Source organism: Pseudomonas sp. PA-5-4B, from assembly GCF_021606215.1.
Taxonomy (GTDB): Bacteria; Pseudomonadota; Gammaproteobacteria; order Pseudomonadales; family Pseudomonadaceae; genus Aquipseudomonas; species Aquipseudomonas edaphica.
Genome location: NZ_WKDB01000028.1, coordinates 49,896 through 72,281, shown reverse-complemented (window position 1 = coordinate 72,281; position 22,386 = coordinate 49,896). Strand labels below are relative to the sequence as shown.

Sequence of the window (22,386 nt, the reverse complement as noted above, 5' to 3'; positions counted from 1 at the left end):
CATTGGCAAGGTGCCATTATTGTGCCGCTACTCAGGAAAGCGTTTTTGACATGGGTCAATGCGCCGCATCATGTGTGAGCTGGCTTGCCTGCGATGGCATCAACTCGGTACACCTGACATACCAAGGTGCCTGCATCGCAGGCAAGCCAGCTCCCACATTTAATCGGGTATGGCTTCTGAGCTCACGTCGAACCCTGCGTTGCCACCGAGGGCAGCCCAAAAAACGCACGGGAGCAGGCGGTGCTGTGCTCGGCCAGGTCTTCCGGCGTTTCATTGCGATGCAGTGCCACTTCACGCAGCACTTCGGGCAAATAAGCCGGTTCATTGCGGCCATTTTTCGGTTTCGGCCGCAGGGTGCGCGGTAGCAAGTACGGCGCATCGCTTTCCAGCATCAGGCGGCCACGGGGAATTTCTTTGACCAGCGGATGCAGGTGTGTGCCACGGCGCTCGTCGCAGATCCAGCCGGTGATGCCGATATGCAAGTCGAGGTCGAGGTAGCTGAACAGCGCCTGTTGCTCGCCAGTAAAACAATGCACCACGGCGGCGCTGAGGTGGTCGCGGTAATCCTTGAGGATCTCCAACAGGCGCTGGTTGGCGTCACGTTCGTGCAGAAACACCGGCAGTTTCAGCTCAACCGCCAGTGCCAGGTGCTCTTCAAGGACTTTTTCCTGCTGCGGACGCGGGGAAAAGTCGCGGTTGAAGTCCAGCCCGCATTCGCCCACCGCAAGCACGCGGCTTTCGTTGAGCAACCCGCGCAAACGTTGGGCGCTGTCGCCGTTCCAGTCACTGGCCGAGTGCGGGTGGATGCCGGCGGTGCTGAACAGGCGTTGGCCGCTGTCATCGAGTTTTACGCACAGTTCCAGGGCTTGCTCGCTGCCTTCGACGCTGGTACCGGTGAGCACCAATTGTTGCACGCCGGCGGCGTAGGCACGGTCGAGAACGGCCTGGTGCCTCTCGTCGAAACTGGGGTTGGTCAGGTTGACGCCGATATCAATGAGTTGCATGGTGCTAGCTCCGCCTGCGGCCGGAAAGCATATCAGAGCTGTAGATTTATAAGAAAAACTAAGAACTACAACGCGTTATAGCTGTCTTTGAACGTCGCAAGTGACATTGTGGCTGGCCCGCCGCCTGCCCCGACGCCACCGTTGCGTGCCTTGCCAGCGCTTGAAGCGCTCTGTTTCTGACCTCCAGCTTCTCGTCTTTCACGAGATGGCTGGCCAGTATTCTTTCCGGAGAGCGGATGATCCGACCCTCGGCGTTGCTTATGTTGTGCCTGACGTTACTGCTGCCCATGGCGGCGGTCGCACGTCTCGACGGGCCGCTGGAAGTGACCAAGCCCGGCAAGGTTCGTGATTTGGCGCAGATCCGTTCCAGCCGCACCCTGCGTGTGCTGGTCAACCAGAGCCGTAACAGTTCCGGTGAGGTCCAGGGCCAGGCCATCGGGGTCGAATACCATCGTCTGCGAGCCTTCGAGCAATACCTGAACGGCCATGCCCGGGATGGAGAAGCAATCAATCTCAAGATTATTCCCAAGGCCAAGGACCAATTGCTCGGCGCGTTGGCCCGTGGCGAAGGCGACTTGGTGGCGCCGGGTGAATTACTCGATGTGAAGGCCGCGCACAAAATCAGCACCAGCGACCCGATTGCCAGTGGTGTGCCGCTATGGCTGGTGGGCGTGAAGGGTGAGCGGCGGTTTACCAAGCTGGAGCAATTGTCCGGGCGCACCCTGGCGTTGACCACCGGCAGTGCGGCGGCGGACGCGATCAATCAGGTCAACCAGCAACTGGCGCTGCACAAGCGCCCGCCGGTAAAGGTGGAGTGGGTTGACCCGACGCTGGCCGTGGAGGATGTGTTGGAGATGGTCCAGGCCGGGATCTTCCACCTCACCATCGTTGAAAAACCGATTGCCGAACGCTGGTCGAAAATCCTGCCCAAACTGCGTTTTGATCGGCAGGTGGTGATCAGCGAGCCGGGCGACGAATACTGGTTTGTGCGCCAGGATGCCTCGATGCTGCGGGCCAGTATCGATCGCTTCCTCAAGACTTACCACACGCCGTCCGACCAGGACGTGGCGTTCCAGCGGATCTATCGACGTCTCTACCAAGTGCGCAACCCGCTGGCCCGCGCCGACCGCCAGCGCCTGGAGAAACTGCGTCCGGTGCTGCAAAAGCACGCCCGTGAGCAGGGCATGGACTGGCTGAACCTGGCCGCGCTGGCGTTCAAGGAATCCGCACTCGACCCTGGCGCGCGCAACAGCGGCGGGCCGACCGGGCTGATGCAGATCACGCCATCGGCGGCGCAGCGGGTGGGGGTGAACAATATCGAGAGCCTGGACAGCAACGTGCAGGCCGGTGCGCGCTACCTGGCGATGATCCGCCGCAAGTTCTTCGCCAGCCCCAAACTCAACGAGCGCGAGCGCATGGCCTTTGTGCTGGCGGCTTATAACATGGGGCCGGAGCGGGTCCAGGGTATGCGTGCAGAAGCTCGCCGGCGGGGCTTGAACCCCAATCAGTGGTTCTTCCAGGTCGAACGTATTGCCATGGAACAGGTGGGAATGGGCGGCGTCAGCTATGTTAATAGCGTGAACAAGTATTACTTGGCGTTTGATCGGGAACGTGAATCCCTGGAGCCGTCGGCGCCGAAAATTGCCTCACGAAAATAATCGGTTTTATCGATAAGTATTAGGCGATTTTTGCGCTTTTATCATTGTCTGATCCGATTAATATAGCGGCCAACCAACCCCTACTTTGAAAAGGATTCTCTCCATGAGCCCACTGATCACTCGTATTCTGTCCACTCGCGCCGGTTACGGCCTGACCATCCTGCGAATTTTTGTCGGCATCGTTTTCGCCGCTCACGGTTCGCAAAAGCTCTTTGGCTGGTTTGGCGGCGGCGGCTTGGCCGGTACTGCGCAATACATGGAAAGCCTCGGCCTGACCCCAGGCACGCTGATGGCGGTGTTGTCCGGCGGTACTGAGTTCTTCGCCGGTCTGGCCTTGATCATCGGCTTGCTGGCGCGCCCAGCGGCTTTGGGCCTGACCTTCCTGTCGCTGGTGGCAATCTTCTCGGTGCATATCCATAACGGCTTGTTCATGGCCAACAACGGTTATGAGTTCGCCTTGGCCTTGCTCGGTGGTGCGTTGGCGGTACTCTTCGAAGGTGCTGGCAAACTTTCGGTCGACCGCGCCATCGCCCACTGATGACCCGCGTTACCTGCTGAAAAAGCCCGCCATGAGCGGGCTTTTTCATTGCTCGGGATTCTTGACATCGCCCCACCGGCTTCTCTAGGATGCTGCTCATGCGCCGATTTAAACAGCTAATTGCGGGGCGCCACTGGGACTCAATGCAGCCCGACAGAAGCATGCACTCATCAAGAGTCAGGTTTCGAAATACCGCTAAAGCGCTGGTTCGGTGTTGCCTCTCACCTGCCCGCAGACTTTTGAGGCAGAGACACGACACGATGAATGCACCACGCCCCCTCATACGCCTGGCTCCGATCACCGCGGACCTGACTCAACGCAACCCCAAAATCCTCTTGGGTGGCAAGCATCAGCCGACCTTGCTGCGTTACCTCGACGGATGGCCGCGCCGCACCGGGCGCCCTTCAGCGTTTCTGATCCAGTTTGTGGAAGATGGCGACTCCCTGGCGCGTTTTGCCAGCAACAGCTTTGATCTTGCCGTTATCCAGGCACCCAGCGCGGGCGATGCCGAGGAGGTGATCCGCCAACTGACGCGCATCGCCCGGCAAGGGCTGATTGCGCGTCGTTGACGGCTGATCAGTGAACGACAGCCGCCGATCGACGACGCCGGTGGTAGAGGAACACTGCACAGGCGATCAGGCATAACGGCAGCGGTACTGCGCCAATCATCAGCAGCTTGAGGTTGCGTTCTGTTCGATGCACCGATGCATACGCCTGGACCTTGAGTGCCTGCAACTCCATGGGCAGCCGCAGGCGTTCCTTGTTGAGCGCCTGCAACTGGATATTGGTGTCCACTGCACGGGTGCCGAAGCCAATACTCGGTGGGTTCAGGCGTTGCCATTCTTGCTCGGTTTGCTCCAGCCGTTTTTGCAGTTCCCCGGCCTTTTGTGCATAAGCCTGTGCGGCCGCCTCGCGCAGTTGCTCCAGTGCGTGGGTGGACTGGCTGCTTGCACGGGGTTGAATGCTTGCGAGCACGTCGGGAGCCGCAAGGTTATCCAAGGTGTTCAAGATAAACATCACGTTGTTGTTGGGCGCAGAGTTGATCACAGCGTCCATCAGTAAATCGGTGTCCGCGACCACCACCACCTCGATCTGTGCGGCCTTTTGCAAGCCTGCAGGCTGCCCGTCAATGCCGTCTGGAAAGGCCGAGTAGGCGGGGCCTTCGAGGCGCGCCGCGATCACGTTGGGTTGCGTGGCAGCCGGTATCCCTTCAGCCAGTAAGTCGTCTGCAGACATTGCTGCAAAGCGGCCTGCGTCCAGCAGGGTGGAGCGCCTGGAGCTTTGTAACAGAGGCGTGAGTGTGGTGCGGCTTTTCCTCACGCGCGACAGCGCACCGCTGCTTGATACGATGACTGTATCCAGTTTCCAGGCACTCACATCGTTGGCCGCCATTGCTTGCCGTGGCAGGTTCAGCTTGGCCGGGTGCAGTACTGCTGGCGCACCTGAACCAAATGCGTGATCGACCAGCAGTTTGTCCGCCGGCATCTGTATGCCCCAAGCCGCCAGTAGCCCGTCCAGCCTTGTGTCGACGGGTTTGGCGTCTGTCTCGGCCTCGCTCACCGGGTCAATAAAGAGCATCAGTTTGCCGCCCCTCAATACAAACTGGTCAATTGCATACAGGGTTTGTTCCGGCAGGGCGCGCGGGTGCACAACCATCAGGGTTTTGATCGATTCGGGCACTGTCGGAGTGCTTGATGCCAGGCCTGTCAGATCAAAATGCTGATGCATCTGTGCCAGCAACTGTTCACCGGACGCGTTCAATGCCAACCCCGTCAATACGCCGACGGTGGGGGGCTCGGGGTGCATCAGTTGGTGGATCAGATGGCTGATTTCGTACTCAAGCAAGGGCTCGTCATCCAGGCGCAGTACATTGATACGTTGCGCGGGCTGGCCTGGGCGGGTGCCGATGAGGCCAAGAAAGCCTTGCTTGTCATCCAATCCGAACAGGCCGGCCTTGTAGGCATCCTCTGAATAAGGAGTAGGATCTATAACATGTAGGTTAATCATGGTTGCTGACGCTTTTTCGAACTCTTTGAGTAAATCTTCCACTCGTTCGCCGAAGCGGTTTATTGCCTGGCTTCTTCTTGGGTCATTACTTGAGTTGAAGTAATACAAATCCAGTGGGTGTTCCAGAGAGGCAAGCAGTTGTCGCGCAGGGGGCGATAACGTGTGGATTTTCTGCTGTGAGAAGTCCCAGCGGATATTCGGTAGTTTGCCGACCCACGCGAGATTGAATGCAAGGAAAAGCAGCAATATGACCACCAGTGTCATACCCGTACTCAGAGTAGAACGCATCGTTTGCTTTCCTTCTCAACTGGTTTTGTAGTTGAGCGTGACGGTGGATGCCGAGAGAAAGGCAAGGATCATGCTGATGTAGTACAAGCCGTCATGCAGCGTTAGTTTGCCGTTGTCGATAGCCCCGAAACGTGAAATCGGGTTAATCGAGACCAGGCTGTCTACGACCCAGATCGGCGCCTGATGCTCAAGTGCGTCGAGAACCGATGAAAGTCCGCTGGCGGCCAGTAACATCACCACCGTTATCAGGAAGACAGCCAAACGTTGGTGGGTCAGGGTAGACGTAAAGCATCCGACAGAAAGATAAGCGCCGGCCAGCAACCAACTGGCTAGAAACTGTGAAGCGATAACACGGTTGTCGGCGGTGCCGAGGTAGTTGGCGAGGATTACCAGTGGGAAAGTAAGCAGCAATGCGATTGCGCACACGACCCACGCAGCCAGAAACTTTCCGATGACCCGCTCTGCGCTGGTGATAGGCAGGGTTTTCATCATGTCGCGCATGCCGGCGTGGTGTTCGTCCGACCATAATTGTGTCGACAACATGGGAATCAGCAGCAGGTAGAGCCAAGGGTGCAATTGGAAAAACACCTGCAGGTCGCCGCTTTCCTGTTCCAGCCATTTGCTTGTGTACAACCCCAAGGTGGCGCACAACACTAGAAACGCGGCAATACCGAGGTACGTGCTGGGTGTACAGGCATAACTGGCCAGTTGGCGCTTGAAAATGACAGGCAGCAGTTTCAAAGAGTGACCTCGTGGCTCAGATGCTGAACGACTTCGTTCAGGCGACCTGGCTCCAGATTCAGTGACGTTATGTTCCAGCCGCGGCTGGCGATAAGTGCGTTGATATGGGGGTAGATGGCGTGCCCGGGCATCGCCAGAACCGTTACGGTGCCGGGCGCATGCCGGTCCTCTTCTATACCTGCCACGCCGGGTAATACGGCAAGGGCGAGTAAATCCAGGGGTGTTTCTGCGGCCAGCGTGACAGCTCGGTAATGCCGGGAGTTGCGCTGCAAATCGGGCAGCGGGGTGTCTGCCACAAGGTGCCCTGCTGCGATAACCAAGGCGCGCGTGCAAAGGCTCGACAGGTTGTCGCAATGCCGGGAGGCGATCAGGACCGTCATGTCTTCGGTCAGCGACTGGATCAGGGTCTTGAACTTGAGCAGTTGATCCGTTGCCAGCCCCTCAATCGGTTCATCGAGCAGCAGCAGGCCGGGGGTGTGCAGGATCGCCTGGGCGATAGCGACTCTGCGCTTCAAACCGACGGAAAGCGTATCGATCGGTGCATCGAGTACACGTGATAATTCCAGGCGCATGGCTGCTCGATCAACCCGGCTGCGTTTTTCAGCACCGCTGAAGCCGCGTACGGCGGCAATGAAATTGAGCACGCCTTTGACCGACATCGTTTGATGGCTAAGGCCGTCCTGGAGTTGATAGCCGAGGGCTCTTCGCGCTTGCAGAGGATGAGCCTGGGTATCAAAGCCTTCGACAGTGACATGCCCGGCCGAGGGGCTGGCCAAACCGGAGATAACATTCAGCAGTGTGGTTTTGCCTGCGCCACTCTCCCCGAACAAGCCGATACATTCCTGGCGTTGAGCGCTGAACGAGAGATTAGTGATGACGTTTCTTTTACCCAAACGCTTTGTCAGGCTGCTTATCTCGAGCATCTTTTTACCGAATAAGTTTTGCGAGGCGTAAGAACTTGTACCGTCATGCACGGTAAGCGCCGAGAAAGATACGTTTAATCATTGGACTTGGGAACAAGGGGACATACTTCTCAGATAATTCCTACGCCGAATCGGATAACTTGCTGAAACAATTGCGTTGTTCCGAGGTTAGTTAATGGCCGGGTATTTATCTGGCGCTTATATAAGGTTTACTCTTTCGCAATAAGGCCTGAATATCATGATGCTTCTTCGCACGCTTGTTCTTGAACGCAGCGGTCAGGACACGCCGGTCAACGGTGCACTGCTTTGTGGGTTTGCCGTTGCACAGACCGATTCCAATTTTTTGGTCTATAGCCTGGATGAAGAGACCGAACCTGGTAACTCCAGGGTCTACATCGCGGCGCTACGCAAGAAACTCGACCGGTACTTCCTCGGCGGGGTCGAGTCCAAGGAAGACCTGCAAGTTGCCATGCAAGTGTTCAAGCAAATCCTGATGGTGGCCGCCGCTTCCGGGACTAAGAACGGCACCGTTATCGAATCCTCGGTGCCTTTTCATTTCATTGATTTGAAAGGCTGCAAGTTACCGCCCGCCAGGCCTGAGGACCATCACTCGATGATCATCAAGAAGGCATTGGTCATGAAGGTCATTACCCTGGGCATGTCGGCACCCGTACTGCCGGCCATCGAAAGTGCTTCGTTGATCGTGCCTTCGATTCGCTTCTCGTCGCAGATGATTTCGCCGCCCAGGGCCACGAACCCAGCCAGGCCCGTCGAGCCGCCCGTTTCAGAGCCGGCCCAGGCTCAGCCATTGGAGGCTCCCGCCGCGATAGCCCCTGCGCCAGAACCTGAACCAGAGCCAGAACCAGAACCAGAACCAGAACCCGCGCCAGAGCCAGTGCCAGTGCCCGTCGAGCTCAGCGCGCCACCTGTTCAGGTCGAGCAAGCAGCGCCTGCACCGCGCCCACCTGCGCCGAAGATGGAACATGCCTCGTTGGTTGAGGTAGACAGCACGTTGTCCAGCCTGGCAAAGGTCGCCCAAGAGCTGTCGCAACAGCAACTTGCGGTGAACGAGCGCGAGGAAATGCTAACGCAGTGGCAGGCACGACTCGAGCAGGAACAGGGTGAGCTGGACGAAAGGAGCCAGGAGTTGCAGCAACAAGCAACGCAGTTGCAGGCGCGAAACCTTGAGGTTGGCCAGAAGGCTGAGAAGTTGACGCTGGCGCTGTCGCAGGTGGCGGGAATACGCCAGCGCCTGCAGAGTGTACTCCTGGAGCTTGATCAAACCCTGGACGGCCAGGCTTGAAGCTGATGTGTTCTACGGTCTGGCTACTTTTCAGGGTTCATTTATCATCAACCCCAGCCGGCCGGCGCCAGGGCATGACGCCTTGGCGTATCGGCACCATTGGACACTGTCTGGGGATGCACGCGTTTGAGTACCAAGCTGATAACCAAAGAAGGTCATGAGGCGCTGAAAAAAGAGCTGGATTACCTGTGGCGTGAAAAGCGTCCGGATACCACCCGCAAGGTGACTTGGGCGGCGTCCCTTGGTGATCGCAGCGAGAACGCGGACTATCAATACAACAAGAAACTGCTGCGTGAGATTGATCGGCGTGTGCGTTACCTGCGCAAGCGCCTGGAAGACATGCGGGTGGTGGAGTACATGCCCGAGCAGGAGGGCAAGGTGTTTTTCGGCGCCTGGGTCGATATCGAAAATGAGCAGGGCGAGACCAAGCGGTTTCGGATCGTCGGCTATGACGAAATTTATGAGCGCATGGATTACATCTCCATCGACTCCCCGATGGCCCGGGCGTTGCTGCGCAAGGAAGTCGACGATGAAGCCATGGTGCAGACGCCAACCGGCGAGGTGTGCTGGTGGATTACGGGTATCGAGTATGTGAAGTAAACGCTGGCCGGCACGCCGTCGGGCGTGCTGGCCAGCGCTGGTTTTCAACCTTCGCGTAACACCGTCAATGGGCTGGCATTCAACGCGCGACGCGTACCGAATACACCAGCGCCGCCGATCAGCACGGCACCGATCACTGGCAGCAATAGCAACCACGCGTGCGGATGCCACGCCAGGTCAAAGGCGTAACGGTACAGCACCCAGGTCACCAGCTCGGTGCCCAGGGCTGCCAGCAAGCCGCTTACCGCACCCAGCAAGCCGAACTCGATCCGTCGCGCCTTGACCAGCAACTTGCGCTCGGCCCCCAGCGCACGCAACAGCGCGCCTTGGCGAATTCGCTCATCCAGAGTGGCCTGCAGGCCCGAAAACAGCACGGCCATGCCCGCCGCCAGCACAAACAGCAACACGTACTCCACCGCCAGGGTCACTTGGGCGAGGATGCTGCGCAACTGCTCCAGCAAGGCTTCGACCTGCAGGATAGTGACGGCCGGGAAGGCCCGGGACAGGTCGACGATCTGTTGGTCATGCCCCGGCGCCAGATAGAAGCTGGTCAGGTAAGTAGCGGGCAGGTCCTTCAAGGTGCCCGGCTGGAAAATCATGAAAAAGTTGGGCTGGAAGTTGTCCCAGTTGATGGTTCGCAGGCTCGTCACCCGTGCTTCGCGGTTCTCGCCACCGACGGTGAACACCAGGTGATCATCGAGCTTCAGCTTCAGGCTTTCAGCGACCTTGGCTTCTACCGACACCCCTGGGATGCCATCGCCCGGTTGCTGTGACCACCAAGCGCCTGCAGTGAGGAGGTTGCCCGGTGGCAGGTCGGCTGCCCAGGTCAGGCTCAGGTCGCGCTGCACAGCGCGGTCACCGCTGGAGTCTTTGCTGACAATCTCCTGCACTGGCGCGCCATTAATGCTGATCAAGCGGCCCGGCACCACCGGGTACAGCGGCGCCGCTTGTGCTTGCAACTCCAGCAGGCGGGCGCCAAAGGCGTCTTTGTCGGCCGGCAGGATGTTCAGGGCGAAATAGTTGGGGGCGTCCTTGGGTAGCTGGTTTTGCCAGGTGTCGAGCAATTCGCCGCGCAGCAGGGCGATCAAGCCCATGGACAACAGGATCAAGCCAAACGCCAGGGACTGGCCGGCTGCGGCCAAGGGATGGCGCAGCAACTGGCCCAAACCCAGGCGCCAGGGCAGCGAAGCGCGAGCCAGTAGCCTGCGCAGGCTTTGCAGTAACAACAACAGCAGGCCGCCAAGGATCAGCGCGGCCATCACGCCACCGCCGAGCAATGCGAAGGTCAGCACCAGATCGAGGCTCAGGCGCCACATGATCAGGCCGAGGGCGAACAGCGCAGCGCCATACACCATCCAGGTGCTGGAAGGGATCGGCAGCATGTCACGTCGCAATACCCGCAGCGGCGGCACCCGGCCCAACGCTGCCAGGGGCGGCAATGCGAAGCCGGCGAGGGCGACCAGCCCGGTGCCGATGCCCGCCACTGCTGGCAGCAGCCCGCCGGGCGGCACGTCGGCCGGCAGCAAGTCATGCAGGAAATAGAACAGGCCAAATTGCGCCAACCAGCCGAGCACGGCGCCGGTGAGGCTGGCCAACAGGCCCAGTACGCTCAGTTGCAGGCTGAACAGCAGCATTGTTTCGCGGCGTGACAAACCCAGGCAACGCAGCAGCGCGCTGGCGTCGAAACGGCGGCTGGCGAAGCGGTTGGCCGACAGCGCCACGGCCACGCCGGCCAGCAGCACTGCCACCAGGCTGGCCATGTTCAGGTAACGCTCGGCCTTGCCCAGGGCTCCGCCGATCTGCTGGTTGCCGTCACGCGAATCCTGCAAGCGCTGGTTGGCGGCAAGGCCCGGCTTGACCAGGTCGCGATAGGTTTGCAGTGCCGTGCTGCCCTGGGGCGCACGCCACAGTTCGCGGTAGCTCACGCGGCTGCCGGGTTGCACCACGCCGGTGGCGTCCAGGTCGGCGAGGTTGATCATCACCCGTGGCGTGAGGCTGTAGAAGTTACCGGCGCGATCGGGCTCGTAGGTCAGGATGTGCGTCAGCCGCAGGGTTTTCATGCCCACGTCGATGCTGTCGCCGACTTTGAGGTCCAGCGCCGTCAGCAGCCGTGCTTCCACCCAGGCTTCGCCGGGTTTTGGGCCGCCTCCTGCAGTTTCTGCGCCGAACGGCTGCGTGGCGCTTTTGAGTTCGCCGCGCAACGGGTACTGCTCGTTGACCGCCTTGATGCTGGAGAGCTGGATGCCATTATCGGTCGCGATAACGCTGGAGAACTCAACAATGCGCGCGTGATCCAGGCCCAGTTCGGTGCCTGACCTGATTTGCTCGAAGCGGGCCGGCGAGCTGCCTTCGAGTACCAGGTCGGCACCGAGGAATTCGGTGGCACGCAACAGCATGGCGCCGTTCAGGCGTGCACCGAAGTAGCCAATGGCGGTGCTGGCCGTGACCGCCACCAGCAGGGCGAAAAACAACACGCGCAACTCACCGGCGCGGGCGTCGCGCAGTAATTGGCGCATGGCAAGGCTGAACAGGCGCAACAGCGGCAAACGTGCCATCAAGGCTCCAGGGGCGCGACCATCAGGCCGGCTTCAAGGCGGATCAGGCGCCGGCAACGGTGGGCCAGGCGCTCGTCGTGGGTGACCAGCACCAGGGTCGTGCCGCTTTCTTTGTTGAGTTCGAACAGCAGGTCGCTGATGCGCTCGCCGGTGTGGCTGTCGAGGTTGCCGGTGGGTTCATCGGCAAACAGCACATCCGGTTCGGCGGCGAAGGCCCTGGCGATAGCGACGCGCTGCTGCTCGCCACCGGAAAGCTGGCGCGGCGAGTGGGTCAGGCGTTGGCCCAGGCCCACACGCTCCAGCAGGTGGGTGGCGCGCTCGCGGGCGTCCTTGCGGCCGTCCAGCTCCAGCGGCAGCATGACGTTTTCCAGCGCATTGAGGCTGTCGAGCAGTTGGAATGACTGGAAGACAAAACCCACGTGCTCGGCGCGTATGCGTGCGCGCTGGTCTTCGTCGAGGGTGCTCAAGGCTTGCCCGGCCAGCGTGACTTCACCGCTGCTGGGCAGATCGAGGCCGGCCAGCAGGCCGAGGAGGGTGGATTTACCGGAACCGGAGCTGCCGACGATAGCCAGGCTATCGCCCTTGTTCAGTTCCAGGCTCAGTTCGTGCAGGATAGTCAGTTCACCTTCCGCGCTGGGAACCACTTTGCTAAGGTTTCGCGCGGTGAGAATGCTTGCGCCCATGGAGAATCCGATGCGAATGTGGTTTTTGAGTGCTGGCCTGGCCTTGATGTGCATGGCCCAGAACGCAGCGGCGGGTACAGTCCTGATCGTTGGCGATAGTATCAGTGCCGGTTTCGGGCTGGATACCAGCAAAGGGTGGGTAGCGTTGCTGGGACAACGGCTCAAGAGCGAAGGTTTCGACGATAAAGTGGTCAACGCCTCCATCAGCGGCGACACCAGTGCCGGAGGCCTGGCGCGGCTGCCGGCGGCGCTTGCAGAGCATAAACCGGATGTGGTGATTCTCGAGTTGGGTGGCAATGATGGCCTGCGTGGGCAGCCGCCAGCGCAATTGAAACAAAATCTTGCGTCGATGATTGACCAGTCCAAGGCCAAGGGCGCCAAGGTGCTGCTGCTGGGGATGCAGTTGCCCCCAAATTATGGCCCTAAATACACCACGGCATTTGCCGAGGTCTACGGTACCTTGGCCAAGGAAAAAAGCATCCCGCTGGTGCCGTTTTTCCTTGAGGGCGTGGGCGGCCATCCCGAGTTGATGCAGGCCGATCAGCTTCACCCGGCAGTCGGCGCACAGGGCAAGTTGCTGGAAAATGTCTGGCCGACGCTAAAACCGCTGCTATGACGCTTTTCTACCGGCAGGCTTTCGGCTAAGGTGGCGCCCCCCCGATCTGGAGCCCCCGATGTCGCGCCCTGCCTGGTCCCTGTTCAACTACCAACTGATCGAGCCTGACGAGCAGCTGGATCTGTTCGCCTGCCAGGAAGTCCGGGTGCATCTGGTTGCGCGTCAATTGGAGCTGGGTGGCTCGATCGACCGCACGCTGTGCGGCACTTTGTTGCCGGCGCAACCACGCTGGTCATCGGTGGACCGTGCGATTTTTCAGGACCAGCGCCTGTGCCCGCTGTGCCGGGCAATTCTCGAATCGCAAAAGCGTGGCACGCCGCTGATCTGGCCAGAGCTGCGCTTCGAGTAGCAGCGGGGCAGGTTGATGCCTGGATCGCGCTTCACGTATACAATCAGTGTTTTCCTACCCGTCGTTCTGCGAAGGATTTTCCGGATGTTGTCGCGCCTTTCCGTCGTTACCTGCTGCCTGTCTCTTGCTGCCTTGTGTGCAGCCGGTTCGGCGTCAGCCTTGCAGTTGCCCTTGCCCCCGCCGGGTGAAGACATCGTCGGTCAGGTCCAGGTGATCAAGGCCAAGTACGAAGACACCTTTGCCGACCTGGGCACCACCTATGACCTGGGCTATTCGGAAATGGTCGCGGCCAACCCGGGTGTGGATGCCTGGTTGCCCGGCGCGGGCACCGAGATTGTGCTGCCCACGCGGTTTATTCTGCCGCCCGGCCCGCGCGAAGGTATCGTGATCAACCTGGCGGAATACCGGCTCTATTACTATCCCAAGGGCCAGAACGTGGTGTACACCTTCCCGTTGGGCATTGGCCGTGAGGGCTGGGGTTCGCCGGTCGCGCACACCACCATCACCGGCAAAATCCCCAACCCGACCTGGACCCCGCCCGCCTCGATCAAGGCCGAGCACGCCGCCAATGGCGACCCGCTGCCCAATGTGGTGCCGGCCGGGCCGGATAACCCACTGGGGCCGTTCAAGTTCACCTTGGGCACGCCGGGTTACCTGATCCATGGTTCGAACATGAAATTTGGTATCGGCACGCGTACAAGCCACGGTTGCTTCCGCATGTTCAACAACAACGTGCTGGAGATGGCCGACATGGTGCCGGTCGGCACCTCGGTGCGCATCATCAACGATGCGTACAAGTTCGGCAGCAGTGGCGGCAAGGTCTACCTTGAAGCGCATACGCCGCTGAACGACGATGGCACGCCTTCGGTGGTCGACAAGCACACTGCGGTCATCAATGCCCTGCTCAAGCGCGAAGACCTGGCCAACAATTTGCGCGTCAATTGGGATCAGGTGCGTGATGTGGTGGCCGCCGAAGATGGCCTGCCCACCGAGATTGGGGTACCGGGTGCCAACACGCCGGTGGTGTCCAGCACGCCTATCGATCTGCAGCAATAAGCCTGTTCGATCAAAAGCCCGCCAAGGCCTTGCGCTATGGCGGGCTTTTTATTGCGCTGGATTCAGGGCTGAATTGCAGGCAATAAAAAAGCCGATCCAAGAATGGATCGGCTTGATAACAACCCCGAGGGATTATTACTTGCGGCTTGCTTTTTCAAGCATGCGCAGAGCGCGCTCGTTAGCTTCGTCAGCAGTCTGTTGTGCTTTTTGAGCAGCAGCCAGAGCTTCATCAGCTTTACGGTAGGCTTCGTCTGCACGAGCCTGGGAGCGAGCTGCTGCGTCTTCAGTTGCAGTCAGACGAGCTTCGGTTTCTTTGGAGACGCTGCTGCAACCGGTAGCCAGAACTGCGGCCAGAGCCAGAGCAGAGAATTTCAGAACGTTGTTCATCGTGTTCCCCTTCAAGGACTTTCTATTAAATGGCTACTTTCTCAGGGTGAGCTGATAGCCGGCGTACATACTACTCATTACTTGTAGTAAGTAAACTGACGTAGCGCAAGAAGCAAAAAAAATTCTTGTGCCGTATCTATTTTGGCTAATCTTTTGGAGGTTTGTATAAAAACTGCTCAAAAATTTTCATTTCGTCGGGAACTGGATCCAAGCTGAGAGGTCCGGCCAGCCTGTGTCAGGCTGGGTAAGCAGGTGTAAATTTATATATCTACGATGACACTTTTTTTCAGTTGGCCTTTGCCTGGCCCGGCATCTTTTGCGCATGTAGGCGCATCTAGAGGTGACTTTAAGAGCGGCAGTTCGTCTCAAGCTTCAACTGCCGGCAATGTTCAGGCTATCGATCATCGATTGATCGAAGCCCTTTCTGTAACCGCCAGCGGCAAGGGATGACGAGTGCGCCTTGAGCTATTGCAGCATTGGTGCCTACTATTCTCTACGTGCTGGTTGTGAGCGCTATAGGTTTTCTCGTTGTCGAAACCGGCACGGGGTGGCGTAGATGTTCCTTCGCCGGAAAAACATCGGTAAGGTAGGGGTCGAAATCCAAGACCCGCGAGGAGTAGTGATGAGCGAGGCGTTGTCCATCCACCATGACCAGGCTGGTCATCAGTTCGAGACCAATGTGGACGGTCATCGTGCCTATCTGACCTATATGGACCTGGGCAAACAGACCCTGGACATCTATCGCACCTTCGTGCCCAACGCATTGCGCGGGCGCGGCATTGCTGCTGCGTTGACCGAGGAAGCGTTGAAGTTCGCCGAAGAGGCCGGGTACACCGTGATCCCTTCGTGCTCTTACGTAGAGCGCTACATGGAGCGCCATCAGCGCCATGCCGCGAAGCTCTGAATATTGAGTGAGGCGGGACGCGGAGCGTCCATGGCTGCATTCCCACGCAGAGCGTGGGAACGATCAATCAGATGCCGCACACAAAAACGCCGGGCTAAGCCCGGCGTTTTTGTGTGCGCAGTGTAAGGTCAGGTGCGTTTGCGCTTGGGCAACACGTCCTTGAGCTTGGCATGCATGCTGCGCAGGGTGGTCTCGGTGGCTGACCAGTCGATGCAGGCATCGGTGATCGACACGCCGTACTGCAAGTCGGCCAGGTCTTTTGGAATCGACTGGCAGCCCCAGTTCAAGTGGCTTTCGACCATCAAGCCGATAATCGACTGGTTGCCTTCAAGAATCTGGTTGGCGACGTTTTCCATCACCAGCGGTTGCAGGGCCGGGTCCTTGTTGGAGTTGGCGTGGCTGCAGTCGACCATGATGTTCGGCTTGATCCTGGCCTTGTTCAGCGCCTGTTCGCACAGCGCCACGCTGACCGAATCATAGTTGGGCTTGCCGTTGCCGCCGCGCAGTACCACGTGGCCATAGGCGTTGCCCTTGGTGGTGACGATGGACACGCCACCTTCCTGGTTGATACCCAGGAAACGGTGCGGGCTGGACACCGATTGCAGGGCGTTGATCGCAACCGTCAGGCCGCCATCGGTGCCGTTCTTGAAGCCCACGGCCGAGGACAGGCCGGACGCCATTTCGCGGTGGGTCTGGGACTCGGTGGTGCGTGCGCCGATGGCCGACCAGCTGATCAGGTCCTGCAGGTACTGCGGGGAGATCGGGTCCAGCGCTTCGGTCGCGGTCGGCAGGCCCATTTCGGCCAGGTCCAGCAGCAATTGGCGACCGATGTGCAAACCGTCCTGAATCTTGAACGAGTCGTCCAGGTACGGGTCGTTGATCAAACCTTTCCAGCCGACGGTGGTGCGTGGTTTCTCGAAATAGACGCGCATCACCAGATACAAGGTGTCGGACACTTCAGCCGCCAGCACTTTAAGGCGCTCGGCGTATTCGTGGGCAGCCTTGAGGTCGTGGATCGAGCACGGGCCGATCACTACAAAAAGGCGGTGGTCGGTGCCATCGAGAATGTCACGAATGACTTCGCGGCCCTTGGTCACGGTCTGCAGGGCAGCATCGCTCAAAGGGATTTCGCGCTTGAGCTGATCAGGGGTGATCAGGGTCTCGTTGGATTCGACGTTAAGGTCATTGATCGGTAAATCAGCCATCGTGTTACTCGCCAGGGTCACGGGTGCCGGCCGCCTGCTATCCCCGTGCGGCGGGCACAGCATGATTTGAATGCAGGGGGGAGGAACCTTAGCGCGTAACACGGGGCCGCGACAATGGGCAAAGCCGGCTTTAATCCAGCACCGGCGCCACAAAGGTGTCGTGGGCGAACTCACTGGCATGGCGTGAAACCCACTCACGGGCCATGGTCTCGAGCTGGGCAGGGGTTGGCTCGGCGTCTTCGTGCAGGCGGCAGTAGCGTTCGATCTGGCACACTTGCTCGCCCATGCGCGCACCGAACAAGGCATGTTCATCGGTAAAGGAAATGCCGATACGGTAGCCATTTTCGACTTTGCGACACCAGGCTACATAGCCCGGATAACGGGCGCTGGCACCCAGTGACGGGATGCGCAGATCAACCGCCGTGCCCTGGCGCCAGGCACGCGGGCAATTGCAGGCGACGCCGCCCAGGCCGATAGTGTGCAGGCGTTGGCGGGGAATAGCTGGGGCGGGACGTTGGATTAACTCGACAGCGACATCATCAGGGTGAGGTAAAAAACGACCCATGTACACGGACTCCGAGCACCGTCCAATTGACGGCAGTGGCAGCAGTATAGTGAAGGAACTGGAATTGACCGACCTGGATATTGACCAGCAATTGCTGGGATTGCCAGGTATTTCGCTGCTGGTGTTTACCAGCGTGGGCTGTTCCAGTTGCCGTTGGGCACGCCAGCAACTGCCCGGCTGGACGTTGCCGGTCGAGCGCGTGTGCTGGGTGGATGCCGGGCACAACGGCGGGGCGGTTGAGCGCTACCAGATCTTTCATTTGCCCGCGTTGTTCCTCGTGTGCGAGGGTCAATTCCTTGGGCAATTACAGGCGCGTCTTACCCGGCCCGACCTTGCGGACGCGATTAATCAAGCACTTACCCGTACTCCAGAGGATCTGCCATGACAGCACAGTCGCCCCGCATCGGCATTATCGGCACCGGTGCCATCGGTGGTTTTTACGGCCTGATGCTGGCGCGTGCCGGGTTCGATGTGCACTTTCTGTTGCGCAGTGAATATGCGGCGGTCGCCGAGCATGGCCTGCACCTCAACAGTACTGTGCACGGCAAGTTGCACCTGCACCCTGTGCAGGCCTATGCCCAGGCTGCCGATATGCCGGCGTGCGACTGGCTGCTGGTCGGCACCAAATCCACCGGCAACGTGGAGCTGGCCCCAACCCTTGCCCAGGTCGCCGCACCGGGCGCCAAGGTAGTGCTCCTGCAAAACGGCCTCGATGTTGAAGACAGCCTGCGCGAACACCTGCCATCGTCGCTGCACCTGTTGGGCGGCTTGTGTTACATCGGCGTGCATCGTTCCGGGCCGGGTGTCGTCGAGCATCAGGCGTTGGGCCGGGTGAATCTTGGCTATCACAGTGGCACGGCGGCCAACGATGAGGCGCAGCAGAAGGCCATTGTCGAGGAGGGCGCCGCGCTGTTTCACCAGGCCGGCATCGAGTCCCAGGCCATGGCCAATGTGCACCAGGCGCGGTGGCATAAATTGGTCTGGAATGTGCCGTTCAATGGCCTCTCGGTATTGCTGGGCACCGGCACCAGCGCGATGATGGCCGATGAGTCCAGCCGCGAACTGATCCAGGCCCTGATGACTGAAGTGGTGAAGGGCGCCCACGCCTGTGGCCATGAAATTCCCGGCAGTTACGTCGAGCAAATGCTCACCATGACCGACACCATGGCTGACTACCTGCCCAGCATGTACCACGACCACGTGCACAAACGCCCGCTGGAACTGGCGGCGATCTACGCCCGGCCATTGGCCGCTGCCAAAGCGGCGGGCTGTGAATTGCCACGCATGCAGGCGCTCTACCAGGCCTTGAGTTTTATTGATCGGCGCAATCGCTGAATTGGGGAGAAACACTATGGCGAAAGGATTGGGCGACAAACTGGTGCTGGCGATTTCGTCGCGGGCACTGTTCGACCTGAGCGACAGCCACAAGATCTACCTGAACGAAGGGGTGGAGGCGTATCGCAAATACCAGATCGAACACGAGGAAGAAACCCTCGAACCCGGCGACGCCTTCCCGCTGGTCAAAAAGCTCCTTAGCCTTAACGCCAGCCTCGGGCGTGCCCGCGTCGAAGTGGTGTTGGTGTCACGCAACAGCGCCGACACCGGATTGCGCGTGTTCAATTCGATCCAGCATTACGGCCTGGATATTTCCCGCGCCGCTTTCGTAGGAGGGCGTAGTCCATATCCTTATTTGGCCGCGTTTGGTTGCCATTTGTTTTTGTCGACCCATGCTGAAGATGTGCGCAGCGCCCTGGATGCTGGTTTCGCTGCGGCGACGATTCTGTCCGGCGGCGCGCGCCGGGCATCGAGTGAAGAACTGCGCATTGCATTCGACGGCGATGCGGTGCTGTTTTCCGATGAGTCGGAGCGCGTGTATCAGGTCGGTGGGATAGAGGCGTTTCATGCCAGCGAGCGCGAGTCGGCACGCGAGCCTTTGCACGGCGGTCCGTTCAAGGGCTTCCTGGCGGCGCTCAACCTGTTGCAGCGCGAGTTCGCGGACGACGCCTGCCCGATCCGCACCGCCCTGGTCACCGCGCGTTCGGCACCGTCCCATGAGCGGGTGATTCGCACCTTGCGCGAATGGGACATCCGCCTGGATGAGTCACTGTTCCTTGGCGGCCTGGAGAAATCCGCGTTTTTGGAGGCGTTCGCCGCCGATGTGTTTTTCGATGACCAGGCCGGTCATTGTGAGAAAGCCAGGGAGGTGGTGACCACCGGGCATGTGCCCCATGGCATCAGCAATGAGTTGAAAATCCAGACCGAGAGCTAGCTGCTAAGCTCAATCAATCCCCGCCATCCTGGCAGTCCAGGAGGTTCTATGATTCGTTCGATGTTGTATGCCACGGACCTCGGTCTGTATGCGCCGTATGTCATGCAACATGCGCTGGCGCTGGCCCGGACGTTCAAGGCGGATTTGTATGTGATTCATGTGGTCGAGCCGATCGGGTTGTTCGCCGAATCGGTGTTGCAAAGCTACCTTGATGAGAAGGCTCTGAGTGAATGGCAGAGCCAGGGCCTGAACACGGTGATGGCGACCATCGAGCAACGGGTGCTCGACAGTTTTCGCGAGGAGTTGGGGGAGGGCGAGCAAGACCTGCAGTTGATTCGCTCGGTGCGCGTGATCCAGGGGGACCCGTGCGAGGTGATTCTCGACCAACTGCGTAAACTTTCCGTTGACCTGTTGATCGTAGGTAGTCATAGCCACACAACCGCGACCGCCACACCGCTTGGGCGCACGGCGGCGCGGGTACTGCAACTGGCCACAGTGCCGGTTTACATGGTGCCGTCGCTACAGCGTCGACGCACTGATGACACGTGATGGGTAAAAACGATAAAAAGTTCTAGATTTATCTGTCTGACCTTTAATATAGTTATATACCGTCGCTGATACCCGTGGCGTCTATCCGCTTTGAGGGACATATATGAAGCTTCAACAACTGCGCTACATCTGGGAAGTGGCGCACCACGACCTCAACGTTTCCGCTACCGCTCAAAGCCTTTACACCTCGCAACCCGGTATCAGCAAGCAGATCCGCCTGCTCGAAGACGAGCTGGGCGTCGAAGTATTCGCGCGCAGCGGCAAACACCTGACCCGTGTGACCCCGGCCGGTGAGCGCATTATCACCACCGCCGGCGAGATCCTGCGCAAAGTCGAAAGCATCAAGCAGATCGCCCAGGAATTCTCCAACGAGAAGAAAGGCACCCTGTCGATCGCCACCACCCACACCCAGGCGCGTTATGCCTTGCCGCCGGTGATCCGCGATTTCATCAAGCAATACCCCGATGTGGCCCTGCACATGCACCAGGGTTCGCCGATGCAGATCGCCGAGATGGCTGCTGACGGCACCGTCGATTTTGCCATCGCCACCGAAGCCCTTGAGCTGTTCGGCGACCTGGTGATGATGCCGTGCTACCGCTGGAACCGTTGCGTGGTCGTGCCCCAGGGCCACCCGTTGGCCAAGCTGCCGAAGCTGACCCTCGAAGCCCTGGCTGAATACCCGATCGTCACTTACGTATTCGGCTTTACCGGCCGTTCCAAGCTCGATGAAGCCTTCAGCCATCGCGGCCTCACGCCGAAAGTGGTGTTCACCGCCGCTGACGCCGACGTGATCAAGACCTACGTGCGCCTGGGCCTGGGTGTGGGTATCGTCGCCAAAATGGCGGTCGACACCAACCTCGATAAAGACCTGGTCGTGCTCGACGCCAGCGAATTGTTCGAGTCCAGCGTGACCAAGATCGGCTTCCGCCGTGGCACCTTCCTGCGTGGTTTCATGTGCGACTTCATCGAGAAGTTTGCACCGCACCTGACCCGTGAAGTCATGGCCAAGGCGATCCAGTGCCATAACAAGCAGGAACTGGAAGAGCTGTTTGACGGCGTTGAATTGCCCGTCCACTGATATTGATTATTGCAGGTGTGGCGAGGGAGCTTGCTCCCGCTGGGCTGCGTAGCGGCCCCAAAAAGCTTGCGGGCGCTGCGCACCCGAGCGGGAGCAAGCTCCCTCGCCACGGTAAGCCCCTGTGCTTAGAGTGGTTTACTTGGCCTCGGTAACCGTGAAGTGTTGCCGGGCGCCCGCCACCAGAATCTCCACCTCATCACCCTCGAACTTGCCCAGCAGGCTTTTGCCCAGGGGCGAGCGCGGGGTGATGACGGTCACCGGCTGGCCCACCACATCGACTTTCAAGCCTGCCGCATCCGGCGCCAGGAACAGCCACTGCTGGCGGCTGTTCTCGTCCTCCAGGCCTAGTAGCGTGCCGACCTCAATCCCGCGTTGATCATCGTAGGCGCGTAGTTGCAGGTTCTGGCACAACGCCAGCGCTTGCTTGATCTCTTCGACGCGTTTGGCTTGCCCGGCCGCGAGGTAGGAAGCTTCCAGCCCCAAGGTGTCGTACTTGTTCTCCGCGATGTTTTCTTCGTGGGTCGCGGTTTCGTAGGCGGTCTGTGCGGCACGCTGAGCGATGTCGAGGTCGACGCTGAGTTTTTCCAGGATCAACTGGTGAACGGCATGTTTATTCATGAGTGTGCTGGGTCATTCGCAAAATTGCAGGACATTCGCCTTGCTCTTTTCATTGGGCGCGTTCTGGTCTTGTTGCAGCCAGAACTGGCATTTGGGGTTAGACAGGTTGCGCGCATTGTTGCGCGCCTGGTCCAGGGTTTGTTGTTGTTCCTGCTTGCGCAGGTTCTCGGTGTATTGCTCGAACATACGGTTCGGCGGCTCCGGCGCCACAGCGGCCGGTTTGCCCATCTGTTGAACGGCTTGTTGAACCGCTTGAGCCACGGGTGCGAGGCTTTGCGGGAACAGGTAGCGCGAGGCCAGCCAGGCGGTCAGCACAATGGCGATAAACCCCAGCCACAGGCCAAAGGCCACGGCAGCACTGAGCTTGAACAGCGACAACGGACGTTCGGACATGTTGGCCTCCTGGCAGGCATTGACGGCGTGGCGGCGATTGTCGCACAGCCACTGTGCAGAATAATCGCGATCAAGCCTTCTGCATCGGCGCATTTAT

25 protein-coding genes are annotated in these 22,386 nt (G+C 59.5%); 14 read left to right on the top strand and 11 right to left on the bottom strand.

Annotated elements, in window-relative coordinates; all coding sequences use genetic code 11:
* Nucleotides 1-182: 182 nt before the first annotated feature.
* Nucleotides 183-1,004, bottom strand: coding sequence for a TatD family hydrolase (locus GIW28_RS15840; RefSeq protein ID WP_236448010.1), 822 nt, complete (start codon nucleotides 1,002-1,004; stop codon nucleotides 183-185).
* A 236-nt stretch (nucleotides 1,005-1,240) separates the two neighbouring features.
* Here GIW28_RS15840 and GIW28_RS15835 point away from each other — a divergent pair, with 236 nt between their 5' ends.
* The 3 genes from GIW28_RS15835 (at nucleotide 1,241) to GIW28_RS15825 (ending at nucleotide 3,769) form a co-directional block, all read left to right on the top strand.
* Complete coding sequence (locus tag GIW28_RS15835) at nucleotides 1,241-2,662, top strand: transglycosylase SLT domain-containing protein (RefSeq protein WP_017136131.1); 1,422 nt, start codon at nucleotides 1,241-1,243, stop codon at nucleotides 2,660-2,662.
* Between the two features lie 103 nt (nucleotides 2,663-2,765).
* Nucleotides 2,766-3,200: a DoxX family protein gene (locus GIW28_RS15830; protein WP_017136132.1), complete on the top strand. Its 435-nt coding sequence runs from the start codon at nucleotides 2,766-2,768 to the stop codon at nucleotides 3,198-3,200.
* Between the two features lie 260 nt (nucleotides 3,201-3,460).
* Nucleotides 3,461-3,769: a hypothetical protein gene (locus GIW28_RS15825; RefSeq protein ID WP_003172695.1), complete on the top strand. Its 309-nt coding sequence runs from the start codon at nucleotides 3,461-3,463 to the stop codon at nucleotides 3,767-3,769.
* 7 nt (nucleotides 3,770-3,776) lie between these two features.
* Here GIW28_RS15825 and GIW28_RS15820 read toward each other — a convergent pair whose 3' ends face one another.
* Genes GIW28_RS15820 through GIW28_RS15810 form a run of 3 tightly spaced genes read right to left on the bottom strand, consistent with a single transcriptional unit; the run spans nucleotide 3,777 to nucleotide 7,159 of the window.
* On the bottom strand, nucleotides 3,777-5,495 hold the full coding sequence (locus tag GIW28_RS15820) for a Gldg family protein (RefSeq protein WP_236447816.1): 1,719 nt from the start codon (nucleotides 5,493-5,495) through the stop codon (nucleotides 3,777-3,779).
* Between the two features lie 15 nt (nucleotides 5,496-5,510).
* On the bottom strand, nucleotides 5,511-6,236 hold the full coding sequence (locus GIW28_RS15815; protein WP_017136134.1) for an ABC-2 transporter permease: 726 nt from the start codon (nucleotides 6,234-6,236) through the stop codon (nucleotides 5,511-5,513).
* A complete protein-coding gene (locus GIW28_RS15810) occupies nucleotides 6,233-7,159 on the bottom strand; it encodes an ABC transporter ATP-binding protein (protein ID WP_099549078.1) in 927 nt (308 codons plus the stop codon). Before GIW28_RS15810 ends, GIW28_RS15815 begins: the two co-directional genes overlap by 4 nt.
* A 238-nt stretch (nucleotides 7,160-7,397) precedes the next feature.
* On the opposite strand from GIW28_RS15810, the gene GIW28_RS15805 reads away from it, so the two are divergent.
* Both GIW28_RS15805 and greB read left to right on the top strand, forming a co-directional pair.
* The gene (locus GIW28_RS15805) at nucleotides 7,398-8,462 is read left to right on the top strand and encodes a hypothetical protein (protein ID WP_236447817.1); all 1,065 of its coding nucleotides are present in this window, start codon (nucleotides 7,398-7,400) and stop codon (nucleotides 8,460-8,462) included.
* Between the two features lie 126 nt (nucleotides 8,463-8,588).
* Nucleotides 8,589-9,062 (top strand): transcription elongation factor GreB, encoded by a 474-nt coding sequence (gene greB, locus GIW28_RS15800; RefSeq protein ID WP_056857197.1) that lies wholly within the window; start codon nucleotides 8,589-8,591, stop codon nucleotides 9,060-9,062.
* 44 nt (nucleotides 9,063-9,106) lie between these two features.
* Here greB and GIW28_RS15795 read toward each other — a convergent pair whose 3' ends face one another.
* Entirely contained in the window at nucleotides 9,107-11,617 is a 2,511-nt protein-coding gene (locus GIW28_RS15795; RefSeq protein ID WP_099549076.1) for an ABC transporter permease, read from the bottom strand.
* A complete protein-coding gene (locus tag GIW28_RS15790) occupies nucleotides 11,617-12,300 on the bottom strand; it encodes an ABC transporter ATP-binding protein (RefSeq protein ID WP_017136140.1) in 684 nt (227 codons plus the stop codon). Before GIW28_RS15790 ends, GIW28_RS15795 begins: the two co-directional genes overlap by 1 nt.
* A 10-nt stretch (nucleotides 12,301-12,310) precedes the next feature.
* Here GIW28_RS15790 and GIW28_RS15785 point away from each other — a divergent pair, with 10 nt between their 5' ends.
* The 3 genes from GIW28_RS15785 to GIW28_RS15775 all read left to right on the top strand — a co-directional run bounded on the left by GIW28_RS15785 (nucleotide 12,311) and on the right by GIW28_RS15775 (nucleotide 14,321).
* A complete protein-coding gene (locus GIW28_RS15785) occupies nucleotides 12,311-12,916 on the top strand; it encodes an arylesterase (protein WP_017136141.1) in 606 nt (201 codons plus the stop codon).
* A 58-nt stretch (nucleotides 12,917-12,974) separates the two neighbouring features.
* A complete protein-coding gene (locus GIW28_RS15780) occupies nucleotides 12,975-13,265 on the top strand; it encodes a hypothetical protein (RefSeq protein WP_017136142.1) in 291 nt (96 codons plus the stop codon).
* Nucleotides 13,266-13,349: 84 nt separating this feature from the next.
* Entirely contained in the window at nucleotides 13,350-14,321 is a 972-nt protein-coding gene (locus GIW28_RS15775) for a L,D-transpeptidase family protein (protein ID WP_017136143.1), read from the top strand.
* A gap of 135 nt (nucleotides 14,322-14,456) precedes the next feature.
* Here GIW28_RS15775 and oprI read toward each other — a convergent pair whose 3' ends face one another.
* A complete protein-coding gene (gene oprI, locus GIW28_RS15770) occupies nucleotides 14,457-14,708 on the bottom strand; it encodes an outer membrane lipoprotei OprI (protein WP_003172710.1) in 252 nt (83 codons plus the stop codon).
* Between the two features lie 622 nt (nucleotides 14,709-15,330).
* On the opposite strand from oprI, the gene GIW28_RS15765 reads away from it, so the two are divergent.
* Nucleotides 15,331-15,612 (top strand): GNAT family N-acetyltransferase, encoded by a 282-nt coding sequence (locus tag GIW28_RS15765; RefSeq protein WP_003189869.1) that lies wholly within the window; start codon nucleotides 15,331-15,333, stop codon nucleotides 15,610-15,612.
* A 128-nt stretch (nucleotides 15,613-15,740) separates the two neighbouring features.
* On the opposite strand, the gene GIW28_RS15760 is transcribed toward GIW28_RS15765, so the two are convergent.
* Together GIW28_RS15760 and GIW28_RS15755 are read right to left on the bottom strand one after the other, a co-directional pair.
* On the bottom strand, nucleotides 15,741-16,817 hold the full coding sequence (locus GIW28_RS15760; RefSeq protein ID WP_017136144.1) for a 3-deoxy-7-phosphoheptulonate synthase: 1,077 nt from the start codon (nucleotides 16,815-16,817) through the stop codon (nucleotides 15,741-15,743).
* Between the two features lie 130 nt (nucleotides 16,818-16,947).
* The gene (locus tag GIW28_RS15755; protein WP_186617330.1) at nucleotides 16,948-17,382 is read right to left on the bottom strand and encodes a PilZ domain-containing protein; all 435 of its coding nucleotides are present in this window, start codon (nucleotides 17,380-17,382) and stop codon (nucleotides 16,948-16,950) included.
* On the opposite strand from GIW28_RS15755, the gene GIW28_RS15750 reads away from it, so the two are divergent.
* The 5 genes from GIW28_RS15750 (at nucleotide 17,381) to cysB (ending at nucleotide 21,278) form a co-directional block, all read left to right on the top strand.
* Nucleotides 17,381-17,767, top strand: coding sequence for a hypothetical protein (locus GIW28_RS15750; RefSeq protein WP_017136146.1), 387 nt, complete (start codon nucleotides 17,381-17,383; stop codon nucleotides 17,765-17,767). The two genes, GIW28_RS15755 and GIW28_RS15750, sit on opposite strands and share 2 nt — an antisense overlap.
* The gene (locus GIW28_RS15745; protein WP_099549073.1) at nucleotides 17,764-18,717 is read left to right on the top strand and encodes a putative 2-dehydropantoate 2-reductase; all 954 of its coding nucleotides are present in this window, start codon (nucleotides 17,764-17,766) and stop codon (nucleotides 18,715-18,717) included. Before GIW28_RS15750 ends, GIW28_RS15745 begins: the two co-directional genes overlap by 4 nt.
* A 16-nt stretch (nucleotides 18,718-18,733) precedes the next feature.
* Nucleotides 18,734-19,651, top strand: coding sequence for a 5'-nucleotidase (locus GIW28_RS15740; RefSeq protein WP_017136148.1), 918 nt, complete (start codon nucleotides 18,734-18,736; stop codon nucleotides 19,649-19,651).
* Between the two features lie 48 nt (nucleotides 19,652-19,699).
* Nucleotides 19,700-20,200, top strand: a complete 501-nt coding sequence (locus tag GIW28_RS15735; protein ID WP_017136149.1) for a universal stress protein — start codon at nucleotides 19,700-19,702, stop codon at nucleotides 20,198-20,200.
* 103 nt (nucleotides 20,201-20,303) lie between these two features.
* Nucleotides 20,304-21,278: an HTH-type transcriptional regulator CysB gene (gene cysB, locus GIW28_RS15730; RefSeq protein ID WP_003189876.1), complete on the top strand. Its 975-nt coding sequence runs from the start codon at nucleotides 20,304-20,306 to the stop codon at nucleotides 21,276-21,278.
* A gap of 135 nt (nucleotides 21,279-21,413) precedes the next feature.
* On the opposite strand, the gene GIW28_RS15725 is transcribed toward cysB, so the two are convergent.
* Both GIW28_RS15725 and GIW28_RS15720 read right to left on the bottom strand, forming a co-directional pair.
* Nucleotides 21,414-21,896, bottom strand: coding sequence for a GreA/GreB family elongation factor (locus tag GIW28_RS15725; RefSeq protein ID WP_069788694.1), 483 nt, complete (start codon nucleotides 21,894-21,896; stop codon nucleotides 21,414-21,416).
* 12 nt (nucleotides 21,897-21,908) lie between these two features.
* Nucleotides 21,909-22,289 (bottom strand): hypothetical protein, encoded by a 381-nt coding sequence (locus tag GIW28_RS15720; RefSeq protein ID WP_069788695.1) that lies wholly within the window; start codon nucleotides 22,287-22,289, stop codon nucleotides 21,909-21,911.
* Nucleotides 22,290-22,386 lie beyond the last annotated feature (97 nt).

Bases quoted from the DNA above. Each gene is read 5' to 3' on its own strand.
- GIW28_RS15840 (WP_236448010.1), bottom strand. From the start codon at position 1,004: ATGCAACTCATTGATATCGGCGTCAACCTGACCAACCCCAGTTTCGAC.
- GIW28_RS15835 (WP_017136131.1), top strand. From the start codon at position 1,241: ATGATCCGACCCTCGGCGTTGCTTATGTTGTGCCTGACGTTACTGCTG.
- GIW28_RS15830 (WP_017136132.1), top strand. From the start codon at position 2,766: ATGAGCCCACTGATCACTCGTATTCTGTCCACTCGCGCCGGTTACGGC.
- GIW28_RS15825 (WP_003172695.1), top strand. From the start codon at position 3,461: ATGAATGCACCACGCCCCCTCATACGCCTGGCTCCGATCACCGCGGAC.
- GIW28_RS15820 (WP_236447816.1), bottom strand. From the start codon at position 5,495: ATGCGTTCTACTCTGAGTACGGGTATGACACTGGTGGTCATATTGCTG.
- GIW28_RS15810 (WP_099549078.1), bottom strand. From the start codon at position 7,159: ATGCTCGAGATAAGCAGCCTGACAAAGCGTTTGGGTAAAAGAAACGTC.
- GIW28_RS15805 (WP_236447817.1), top strand. From the start codon at position 7,398: ATGATGCTTCTTCGCACGCTTGTTCTTGAACGCAGCGGTCAGGACACG.
- GIW28_RS15795 (WP_099549076.1), bottom strand. From the start codon at position 11,617: ATGGCACGTTTGCCGCTGTTGCGCCTGTTCAGCCTTGCCATGCGCCAA.
- GIW28_RS15790 (WP_017136140.1), bottom strand. From the start codon at position 12,300: ATGGGCGCAAGCATTCTCACCGCGCGAAACCTTAGCAAAGTGGTTCCC.
- GIW28_RS15785 (WP_017136141.1), top strand. From the start codon at position 12,311: ATGCGAATGTGGTTTTTGAGTGCTGGCCTGGCCTTGATGTGCATGGCC.
- GIW28_RS15780 (WP_017136142.1), top strand. From the start codon at position 12,975: ATGTCGCGCCCTGCCTGGTCCCTGTTCAACTACCAACTGATCGAGCCT.
- GIW28_RS15775 (WP_017136143.1), top strand. From the start codon at position 13,350: ATGTTGTCGCGCCTTTCCGTCGTTACCTGCTGCCTGTCTCTTGCTGCC.
- oprI (WP_003172710.1), bottom strand. From the start codon at position 14,708: ATGAACAACGTTCTGAAATTCTCTGCTCTGGCTCTGGCCGCAGTTCTG.
- GIW28_RS15765 (WP_003189869.1), top strand. From the start codon at position 15,331: ATGAGCGAGGCGTTGTCCATCCACCATGACCAGGCTGGTCATCAGTTC.
- GIW28_RS15760 (WP_017136144.1), bottom strand. From the start codon at position 16,817: ATGGCTGATTTACCGATCAATGACCTTAACGTCGAATCCAACGAGACC.
- GIW28_RS15750 (WP_017136146.1), top strand. From the start codon at position 17,381: ATGTACACGGACTCCGAGCACCGTCCAATTGACGGCAGTGGCAGCAGT.
- GIW28_RS15755 (WP_186617330.1), bottom strand. From the start codon at position 17,382: ATGGGTCGTTTTTTACCTCACCCTGATGATGTCGCTGTCGAGTTAATC.
- GIW28_RS15745 (WP_099549073.1), top strand. From the start codon at position 17,764: ATGACAGCACAGTCGCCCCGCATCGGCATTATCGGCACCGGTGCCATC.
- GIW28_RS15740 (WP_017136148.1), top strand. From the start codon at position 18,734: ATGGCGAAAGGATTGGGCGACAAACTGGTGCTGGCGATTTCGTCGCGG.
- GIW28_RS15735 (WP_017136149.1), top strand. From the start codon at position 19,700: ATGATTCGTTCGATGTTGTATGCCACGGACCTCGGTCTGTATGCGCCG.
- cysB (WP_003189876.1), top strand. From the start codon at position 20,304: ATGAAGCTTCAACAACTGCGCTACATCTGGGAAGTGGCGCACCACGAC.
- GIW28_RS15725 (WP_069788694.1), bottom strand. From the start codon at position 21,896: ATGAATAAACATGCCGTTCACCAGTTGATCCTGGAAAAACTCAGCGTC.
- GIW28_RS15720 (WP_069788695.1), bottom strand. From the start codon at position 22,289: ATGTCCGAACGTCCGTTGTCGCTGTTCAAGCTCAGTGCTGCCGTGGCC.